Raw genomic sequence first — 7,602 nt, forward strand, 5'->3', positions numbered from 1 at the left:
CAAAACCCTGTGTCCGTCCACATTGGCTTCCACCCCATGTCCAGGTACGGCGTTGAAGTTTTGGGGATCAAAGAGTGCGAGCTCTTGTTCTTCGGCGCCTCGGATGATAGCCTCGCCTAGTGGATGTTCTGATGCGCGTTCCACACTGGCACTCCAGGCCAGCACCTCTTCTTTTTTGAAACCATTTGCAGTTATTACATCGGTTAGCGATGGCTGTCCTTCCGTGATTGTTCCCGTCTTGTCGAGCACGATGGTATCCAGTTTTTGGGCAGTCTCCAAGGCTTCACCACTTCGGATCAAAATACCGTTTTCAGCACCTTTACCCACGCCTACCATTAGTGAGATAGGTGTTGCCAGTCCCAGCGCGCAGGGGCAGGCGATAATCAGTACGGTCACGGAGACCACCAGTGCATAGATTAATGCCGGTGCCGGCCCTACAAGATACCAGATCATAAACGCGGCGATCGCCAGGATGATGACGGCAGGTACAAAATACCCAGAGACTTTATCTACTACCCGCTGGATGGGCGGTTTGGAGCTTTGGGCTTCCTCCACCATCTGCACGATCTGAGCGAGGGCGGTGTCTTTACCTACCTTCGTTGCCTTGAATTTGAAGGACCCGGTTTTATTAATGGTCGCACCGATCACTTCATCTCCTGTATGCTTTTCAACCGGAATGGATTCTCCGGTAATCATCGATTCATCCACGGCCGAAGATCCTTCCACAATCTCTCCATCTACCGGTACCTTTTCACCTGGGCGAACCACAATTATATCGTCCAGTACTACTTCTTCTACTGGGATGTCCATTTCTTTGCCATCGCGAATCACCCGGGCCGTTTTTGCCTGAAGGCCCATTAACTTTTTTATGGCCTCTGAACTTCGTCCTTTTGCTCTTATTTCTAAGGCTAGGCCTAAGTTTACTAATGCTACAACAACAGCTGTCACATCATAAAAAACTTCAGCAAGAGCTTCGGTTGGAAAGATCTCAGGAAACAGTACGGCAACTGTTGAGTACAACCAGGCAGCCGTAATTCCAACAGCGATTAGAGTATGCATATTAGCCGAACGGTTCTTAAATGCCGCCCAGGCACCTGTATAAAAATGGGAACCTGCCCAAAACATTACCGGCAAAGTTACCACGCCCATGGAAAACCAGATCCAATATAGCAAGTCGGTGCCCCGCTGGAACTGTTCCGGCAGTCCCAGGAAATCTGGATAGCTGAAAATCATAACCGGAATAGAGATTACTGCAGAGAATATAAACTTACGCATCAGCGATTTATATTCACTATTACGAGCCTGTTCATTTTCATCGATCGGTTCACTATTATATTCCTTGTTTGTGCCCTGATCAGCTTCTGTAGGGACTTTACTGGCATCATCTTTATCGTGAGAAATTTCAGATACCTGATATCCCAATCGCTCAATGATGTTTTTAAGAGAAGGATAATCAACTTTTGATGGAATATATTTTACAAGAGCGGCCTCTGTTCCAAGGTCTACACTTGCACTGAGTATACCTGAAGTGCCTTCAAGTTCCTTCTCAATTTTAGATACACATGAATTGCAATGCATACCTGAAATATGAAGACGTACTTTTGCATACCCCGTTCTATAACCAGATTTTTTTATAGAATCTATAATCTTTAATGAAGAAATCTCAGAGCGGTCATATTCAACATAGGCGTTTTCGGTAGCACCATTAACGACTGCTTTCTTAATGCCCGGCAATTTCCGGAGTTCTTTTTCAATTGTTGTCGCACAGGAAGCACAATGCATATCTACAATAGGCAATTGAATTTTTTCAATACCATTTGATGTAATTTGATAGGTCGCTGAAGAATCTTTTTGGGTGGAAACGTATTTCTCTGGATTCTTATCAAACTCTGTTTTGCAATTTTGGGAGCAGAAGAAAAAATGTTCGCCCTCGTAGGTGCTTTGAAAGGGGGAAGAATTGTCAACTTCCATTCCGCAAACGATGTCTTTAGCCATGACTTGCTCCTTTTAAAGTTATAATGAATTTAATCATCAGGTATAATTTTAAGTTTCTACCCAATGATAATACATGTACCCTTAAAGCAAGCTTAAATCAGATAGACAATTATGAAAGTAACCTAATACCAAAGGATATTTTTATTAAAAGCTTAATTATTAATCATGTGTAGCTCTTGTACTACAAGAAGAAGTGTAATAAAAAAGTACAATACTCCACCTATTATCAGGGCTGTGGTAAATCCCCATTCAATGCCAATGATCATCGCTATGACTGCTCCAGCGACAGAGGCCAGACCATTGGAGCCCCACATTGAAGCGGTAAATTCTTCCAGTCCGTGTTGTTTCATGAGTCTAAGCGCCAAGGGAAAAGGAAATCCCATAGCGATCCCAAGCAGGCCAGTCAACTTTCCTGCACGAAATGGAACAGAGGTTGTCGACACCATCAGTTCGTCCAAAAGATAGGTAAATACCAGGCTGGATATGAAAACGGCGAAGGTGCTGATGAGTAAAGCAGTTGCAAGGTTTTTGATAACACGAGCGCTGATAAGGCTGCCGATACCTACGCCCAGCAACAAAGAAAACAGCAACACCGAAGTGGTTGAGGCCGGATTGCCAAGGTACAAGCTAAGTTTTTGAAATAGAGAGATCTCTAACATCATAAAACCTGCCCCAAGCATCAAGAATATCAGTAGGAATTTTTTTAATTCAGGATGCCGGGCAAAGGGTTTAATAAAACCCATTCGTACCTGTTCAGGTTGTTTTTTTACCGACAAGGGAAATATTAAAACAACGATCCCTAAAACAAATAAACCAAAAAATTGAGGAAAGGGGTAGGGAAGTTTTTTATCAAAATTATAGAAGAAAGGATTGTCATCATAAACCGGGGATATATTTAATGGAAAATTCTTGGCAACTTCATCTATCGTCATCGTACCTTCGGAAAGCTTATACAAGTTTTCATCAAACATACTCCAGGATATCGTAGAAGATGAATCATCCGGCATAGGTAATGTATAGGAAGCCTGTTCCTGGAATGGAACAAAATATTCCCCTTCATCATACCCCAACTCATGCAATGCCGCATGCCTGGCTTGCATTTCTTTTCCTTCAAAAGGCGTTTTCTTAACAACCAATGCCGGCATGTTATGCTTTGAAACGACATACAGGGAATTCATCGCTTGTGGATTGGAGAACCCCTGCTTTTCAAAAGCGGTTAATACCAGTGAGAGTAGTTTGTAAAGTTCTGCATTCCCATGAGTAACAAATATAATGCGTCCTTCAGGCGTCAGCCTGTTCAGGTAATCGGTGAAGGCTTCCACCGTAAATAAATAATTTTCGGTAAGAGCATACCCGTTGATACTTCTGCTGCTTTTAGTGACCGGCAATGCCAGCATGATCAGGTCGAATTTTTCAATCGTGTTGCGAATGAAGTTACGCCCTTCTTCTACAATAATGTCCACATTAGGCAGCCGGGTATAGATTCCACCATTAAATTCCTCGTAGTCTTTAACTATTTGAACAAGATCGGGGTTTACTTCAACGGCCGTTATGGATTTTACCCCTCCGAATAACGCAACTAAAACATCGCGACCTCCCCCGGGTCCAATTATAAGTGCGCTGTCTTTTTCACTATCCTTTAAGAAATAAAATGGGAAAAACTGACCAAAATTGGAGGTCAGGTCGCTTCTAAGTGTTGAATCCTCTAACAAAGCCTGGAAACTAAACATAGAAGTACCGGCTGCCCCGTCAATGTAAATCATTTTTTCATCGGGTAGTTCTTCACTTTCCATAAGGGATGTTTGTCCAAATGCGCTCCAGCGTGTTTCCACAATCCGGCCCTTATCAGAATCATTGTATAAAACGCGATTAATATCCTTGTGCTGATCAGTCTTGACAGGCAAAATAATCTGTGGAGCCAGCCATATACCGCCAGCAACAAATAAAAGAGTAGTCACAGAAAGAAGAATCATGGACTTCCTTTCAGGAAAAATAACAGACAGAAGTAACCCGGCCAACAGGACCACCCCGGTAATAATGAAAGCTACTGTCGGTGCCGGAACTGTATTAAGCAGGGGTACAGCGAAAAGAGCCGCCAGAGCTCCACCAAGGATATCAAAGCCGTAGAGCAATGAACTCCGTTCCGGAGCTTGCTGGAAAAAGGAGGCAATAGTTATACCGAAAAACAGGAAAGGAGAAATTGGCAGGAGCAGTACGATCCAGGTAACGACGGTTCCCCAAGAAGCAGGAGCCACTTGTGTCAGATATAGGATGAGAGCTGTAACAATACCCGTTATCAGGGCGGTAGTAATTACCAGCACATGAATGCCAACAGATGGCCATATCCTTCTCACCTTTTGTAGAAGAAGGCCGCCCATACCTAACCCCAGCATAGCCAAAGAGAGTATGGCAAACACATAATGGTAGCTTAGGATTACTGAAAAGATGCGGGACAGCACGATTTCATATAAAATCATACTAGAGGAGACAAGTGCCAGAGAAATTAGGATAAAAACCTGGTTGCTCTGTAAAGAATATCTTCTCATTACCGATCTATTAGACATGATGTTAATGCGTTTTCAATTTCCTACACCTTTTGATAGGTCTCAATAGATTGGGCGCCGGATAGAATAACCGGCTCCCTCGATTCCTTTTTGTTATATCACTCGGTGGTGGTTCCCCATCGTTTATAGAAAAAATTGTAGATAGGTACATAAACCAGCCCAATGTATGCGCCCCAGGCGAAGCTTTCTACTAATCCAAGGAAGAAGCTACCTATAGAAATCCATTCAAAGGCAGGCAGCACAATTTCAAGGAATTGATGCATATGAAGACTCTCTGGCGTAACAAGCCCGTAAATAACGCATAAGATGAAGCTGACCGAGGTAAAAGTTCCTGCTGTCCAGCTTACGATTTTGATATTAAGCATGATAAAGCCTCTTTTTTTGTTTAGTTAATAATGCTGTTTGTTTTTATGAGATTAAAACATTTGAATGTTCTTTTCTCGAGTGTAATTTCCATCTTTTGATTTTGAACTTATCCATATCACCAATGAGCCTAAAATGCCTGCTACAGTTGATGTAAAAAGTATACTTAGTTTGGCCACAAATTTAAGTTCTTCATTTTGAAATGCGAGGTCGGTCACAAAAATTGACATCGTGAACCCGATACCTGCCAACAAAGCCACACCACAGATTTGCCCCCAGTTAATATTGTCCTCAAGCTGGGCTATTTTCAGTTTTAACAATATCCAGGCTACTCCTATGATACCAATAAATTTTCCTGCAATAAGTCCAAATGCAATTCCAAGGCTGATATTCTGACTCAGGATATTTGGAATATCTCCGTGAATGTGAATTCCTGCATTTACCAGAGCGAATACCGGTAGAATAAAAAAACCAACTACATGGGATAATCCATGCTCAATCTTCTGCAAGGGGGTTGTGGCATCATTGGTTTTACTTTTAATTTCTTCCAAAATTTCCAACTGACCTTCTGATATAAAACTCCCTTTTATCGGCTGGGCTTCCAGAAAACGTTGATGAAGATTATTTAGATTCTTTAGATACAGTTTTTCACTGATCTTAACTCTGCCCGGTATTGCAAATGCGATAAGTATTCCCGCTACCGTAGGGTGAACACCAGAAAAGAAAAAAGCCAACCACACCCCTGCAATTCCTATGAGGCCATAAAACCAGGCATTACGGATGCCCAAATAATTGCCTCCCAATAAAACAAGGAAGAACAAAAAGCCGTGGAACAAATCCATGCCTGAAATTCCAGAGCTATAGAATATTGCTATTACCAATACAGCCCCCAAGTCATCCACAATGGCAAGAGCAACTAAAAAAACCTTTAAAGCAACTGGTACCCGGTTTCCAAATAGTGAAAGGATACCTAATGCAAATGCAATATCGGTAGCCATGGGTATGCCCCAACCATTTTGACTGACAGTCCCATAATTAAAAAACATATAAAACAAAGCAGGTACCAGCATTCCACCAATTGCTGCTCCTATGGGGAGAATCGCTTTTCGGGGATCAGAGAGTTTCCCTCCCAGAAATTCGCGTTTTAACTCCAGGCCAACAAAGAGGAAGAACACAGCCATTAACCCATCATTCACCCAGTGAAGCAATGACTCTGATAGAATAAACTCATTTATTTGAAGGGTAATTTCTGTTTGGATAAATCTTGTGTAGTATTCATTAAGAGGTGAATTTGCCCATACCATCGCGATTACCACTGCTAATAAGATCGCAATGCCTACACCGGCCTGATTCCTTCTCTTCAGGGATTCAAAAAATATCACTACGGGATTCCGTTTTAACAATTCCATCTGAAAACCACTTTATGCTAATGATGCCGATGTATGTTTTTGTCATCATCGCTATGCTCGTGCCCCTCAGAATCCCCGTGGCTGTGCCCGTCACCGTGGCCTCCACCTTGTTTTCCGTGTCCACCATGCCCTCCGTGGCCGCCATGTCCGTGACCGAACATGTGCATAGCCGCAAATAGTATAATAACTACTATTAGAAACCAGTTTTCAGCGATCCATTCCATTGTATTCACCTTTCTTACTTTAATTACAGTTTAGTCCTCAACGTTTACGTTTGAGGTGTAAGTTTTCTTTTTTTTGGTGTATAGTATTGTTTTTCAAATTCCTGTAAATCGTTTTTTAGCTCTTCGAAATCTTCCTGGCTAATTTCACCCCGCGCATAGCACCGGCAGAAATAGTCAAGGTTTTCTTTAACCGGCTCTGGCTTTCTGTGCCGCCATAAAAGAAAGACCAGAATAATGAGCCCGGTACCGAAAACGGTCAGCAGGAGCCACCAAATCAACGGTGTATTCCATATCGTATCAAACCACATAAGTACCTCCATTCGGGTTAAACGGGTCCTGGTTGCTTGTTCTACAGAAAAGGGGGAATATCTCTTTTCTATCTACAGGTTAACACATGGAAGCTTAAAAGAAGCTTAAACCCCAGAGCAAAAATTTTGTGAGAGATTCTAGTTACCATAGGTTCGATGGCCTGCTGTTTGTTGATGGTTGGATCAAAGTGGTATTGGTAGCAGGGCGTATAGGTGTCATCTTTGGCATACAACAGCAGCGTTACACCCGTAGCACCTTCGGAATACAGGGCAAAATTGCAGGCATGATCATCGTCTATACTGGTAACGCCAAGCGGGTAGGGGGTGCCTTCCCGCCGGTCCCAGTTTTTGATATCGTTTTCTGCCATCATTTTTTGTTATTATCTGTGATTTGGACTATCAAGAGTGCAAATACTCCTTACTCAATTTGATGGATCTTTTGTCCCAGCATTTCCGGTTCGACTAGCACAATACCGCCAGGACTTACATCGAACCGGCGGCGGTCTTCCTTAGGGTTTTCTCCGATGACCGTGCCTTCCGGTATCACGCACTCTTTATCAATAATAGCATTGTTAATCCGGCACCGCGGACCAATACGGACATTGGGAAGAATAACCGAGTTTTTTATGACGCTCTGTTCTTGAATCCGCACGTTGGTGGACAGCAGGGAATGCTGAACCTCGGCACCGGAGACAATACACCCCTCCGAAACGATGGAATCGACGGCTATGCCCCGGCG

The 7,602-nt window shown here is 43.0% G+C and carries 8 protein-coding genes; all 8 read right to left on the minus strand.

Translation table 11 applies throughout. The features are described from left to right. A partial coding sequence (locus B151_RS0117045; RefSeq protein ID WP_020404853.1) for a heavy metal translocating P-type ATPase occupies positions 1 to 1,995 on the minus strand: 1,995 nt, incomplete at its 3' end. Positions 1,996 to 2,147: 152 nt separating this feature from the next. After that, positions 2,148 to 4,472 carry a spermidine synthase family protein gene (locus B151_RS0117050; RefSeq protein WP_157471114.1) on the minus strand — a complete coding sequence of 775 codons (2,325 nt, stop codon included), beginning with the start codon at positions 4,470 to 4,472 and terminating at the stop codon, positions 2,148 to 2,150. 185 nt (positions 4,473 to 4,657) lie between these two features. After that, the gene (locus B151_RS0117055) at positions 4,658 to 4,924 is read right to left on the minus strand and encodes a DUF5676 family membrane protein (RefSeq protein ID WP_020404855.1); all 267 of its coding nucleotides are present in this window, start codon (positions 4,922 to 4,924) and stop codon (positions 4,658 to 4,660) included. Between the two features lie 51 nt (positions 4,925 to 4,975). Continuing rightward, the gene (nhaA, locus tag B151_RS0117060) at positions 4,976 to 6,331 is read right to left on the minus strand and encodes a Na+/H+ antiporter NhaA (protein ID WP_020404856.1); all 1,356 of its coding nucleotides are present in this window, start codon (positions 6,329 to 6,331) and stop codon (positions 4,976 to 4,978) included. 17 nt (positions 6,332 to 6,348) lie between these two features. Next, positions 6,349 to 6,555: a hypothetical protein gene (locus tag B151_RS0117065; protein ID WP_020404857.1), complete on the minus strand. Its 207-nt coding sequence runs from the start codon at positions 6,553 to 6,555 to the stop codon at positions 6,349 to 6,351. A gap of 44 nt (positions 6,556 to 6,599) precedes the next feature. After that, positions 6,600 to 6,863, minus strand: coding sequence for an SHOCT domain-containing protein (locus tag B151_RS0117070; RefSeq protein ID WP_157471116.1), 264 nt, complete (start codon positions 6,861 to 6,863; stop codon positions 6,600 to 6,602). Between the two features lie 68 nt (positions 6,864 to 6,931). After that, positions 6,932 to 7,234, minus strand: a complete 303-nt coding sequence (locus B151_RS0117075) for an early set domain-containing protein (protein WP_026166733.1) — start codon at positions 7,232 to 7,234, stop codon at positions 6,932 to 6,934. Between the two features lie 47 nt (positions 7,235 to 7,281). Further along, on the minus strand, positions 7,282 to 7,602 hold a 321-nt coding region (locus tag B151_RS0117080; RefSeq protein WP_026166734.1), incomplete at its 5' end, for a GlgC family sugar phosphate nucleotidyltransferase.

The organism is Gracilimonas tropica DSM 19535 (assembly GCF_000375425.1).
GTDB classification, from domain to species: domain Bacteria; phylum Bacteroidota; class Rhodothermia; order Balneolales; family Balneolaceae; genus Gracilimonas; species Gracilimonas tropica.

Coding starts and splice junctions, on each gene's coding strand:
- B151_RS0117075 (WP_026166733.1), bottom strand. CDS start 7,234: ATGATGGCAGAAAACGATATCAAAAACTGGGACCGGCGGGAAGGCACC.
- B151_RS0117065 (WP_020404857.1), bottom strand. CDS start 6,555: ATGGAATGGATCGCTGAAAACTGGTTTCTAATAGTAGTTATTATACTA.
- B151_RS0117050 (WP_157471114.1), bottom strand. CDS start 4,472: ATGATTTTATATGAAATCGTGCTGTCCCGCATCTTTTCAGTAATCCTA.
- B151_RS0117055 (WP_020404855.1), bottom strand. CDS start 4,924: ATGCTTAATATCAAAATCGTAAGCTGGACAGCAGGAACTTTTACCTCG.
- nhaA (WP_020404856.1), bottom strand. CDS start 6,331: ATGGAATTGTTAAAACGGAATCCCGTAGTGATATTTTTTGAATCCCTG.
- B151_RS0117070 (WP_157471116.1), bottom strand. CDS start 6,863: ATGTGGTTTGATACGATATGGAATACACCGTTGATTTGGTGGCTCCTG.